This is a genomic window from Acidithiobacillus sp. TH-A35 (genome assembly GCF_057473505.1).
The window spans coordinates 1-1,537 of sequence record NZ_JBYCKR010000295.1 but is presented as its reverse complement, the minus strand read 5'-3'; the positions used below and the strand labels follow the sequence as shown (position 1 = coordinate 1,537).

3 protein-coding genes are annotated in these 1,537 nt (G+C 61.4%); all 3 read left to right on the top strand.

Annotation, left to right across the window (positions count from 1 at the left end):
* Nucleotides 1–624 (top strand): DUF2285 domain-containing protein (locus tag AC2VNK_RS09545; RefSeq protein WP_486883581.1); only part of this gene is annotated, 624 nt, incomplete at its 5' end.
* A 118-nt stretch (nt 625–742) separates the two neighbouring features.
* Entirely contained in the window at nt 743–994 is a 252-nt protein-coding gene (locus AC2VNK_RS09540) for a helix-turn-helix transcriptional regulator (protein WP_017183691.1), read from the top strand.
* A partial coding sequence (locus AC2VNK_RS09535) for a replication initiator protein A (RefSeq protein ID WP_486883580.1) occupies nt 994–1,537 on the top strand: 544 nt, incomplete at its 3' end. The genes AC2VNK_RS09540 and AC2VNK_RS09535, both read left to right, overlap by 1 nt.

Sequence of the window (1,537 nt, the reverse complement as noted above, 5' to 3'; positions counted from 1 at the left end):
GCAAACGTCTGGCCAAGCACTGGGGGTTGGTCTTTCGCGGCCGACCATGAACATACCGCCACGCACAGCCCCGCCATCTGGGCCCCTTCCACCTCCGCTACCATCATCCGGCTGCAACCGGAACCAGCCACGACTGGCAGCTTCAACAAGCTTACCATTGGCAAAAGTGCGACAGTGATCGCCTGCCATATCACCGATCAAGCGTCACATCAGGTGCTGACGTTGGGCGGACGACGCTATCGACTAACCATCCCAACAGAAGCATCGGATACTGACCCGCTCACCTATATGTTGCCTGCGGATACCTTCTGGGAACTGCGCCGGGCCGCAGTGTCGGCCTTCCATGAACATATTCATCTTGGTCGGCTGCGGCAGCGACCAGTTTCTCTCGACCCCGGGCCATCCGAACGCTGGCGCTTGGTACAATGGTTGAGGCTGCTCGATGCATTGCCTGAAGGTGTCAGCGCACGTGAACTCGCCGTTGACCTGATTGCCCGCGATGCGCGCCACTACTCGGCAGCTGAATGGGATGGCTCAAGCGAACGCAAGCGGATTGCCCGCTGGCACCGTCAAGCGCTCGCAGCACGCGACGGCGGCTACCGTCGCCTGTTGAACGGCATCTGATCGGGACATTCCAGACAGTCTCGGTATGTCCGTTCACCCAATCCTCTGAAAATCCGATCTCTCGCCTCCTGCTCGCCGGTCCACCCCCGTGTGTCCGGCACTTCACAGGAGGATCATCATGGATGGAGAATTTGTACCCGTCGTTCCGCGCTACGTCCGAACGCCCGACGCAGCCGTTCACCTTGGGCTTTCCGCGCGCACCCTGGAAAAGCATCGGTGCTACGGCACAGGGCCAGCCTTTCACAAGCTGGGGCGCCGGATCGTCTATGCCATTACCGATCTGGACGCCTGGGCACAGAATGGACGCCGGAATTCGACGTCGGACCCTGGAAAAGGCATCTGTCTGTCCGCCCGGCCGGTGCGCCGCTGATGCGAGCTTCGGGCACTACAGCGCAGCTTGAGCTGTTCCGCTCGGCTCCAGGTGAAATCGCCGCACGGGATGCGCAGGATCTCATGGCATGGCCCTTCTTCAGCCTCGCCAAGACACGGCGCTGCACACCTATCGATTTCACGATGGGAGCGACGTGGATTTCGGTCGAGGCCGTGCCGGAGCATGGCATGGCAACAATTTGGGACGCCGATATCCTCATCTGGGCAGCCAGCCAGCTCGTCGAGGCCCGCGATGCAGGAAGACCCACGTCGCGCCTTATTGCGGCTCGACCGCACGAAATCCTGACCTTCATCGGACGGGGGACCGGCAAGGACCATTATGAGCGGCTGCGCGCAGCGCTGGACCGGCTGCAATCCACCACCGTTGCGACGTCAATCCGGCAACAGCACCAACGTAGCCGTCACCGTTTCTCCTGGATCAACGAATGGCGGGAGACATCCGACGACCATGGTCGCGCGACCGGCATCGAGATGATCCTGCCAGACTGGTTCTATGCAGGCGTGCTCGACAGAGGGCTGATCC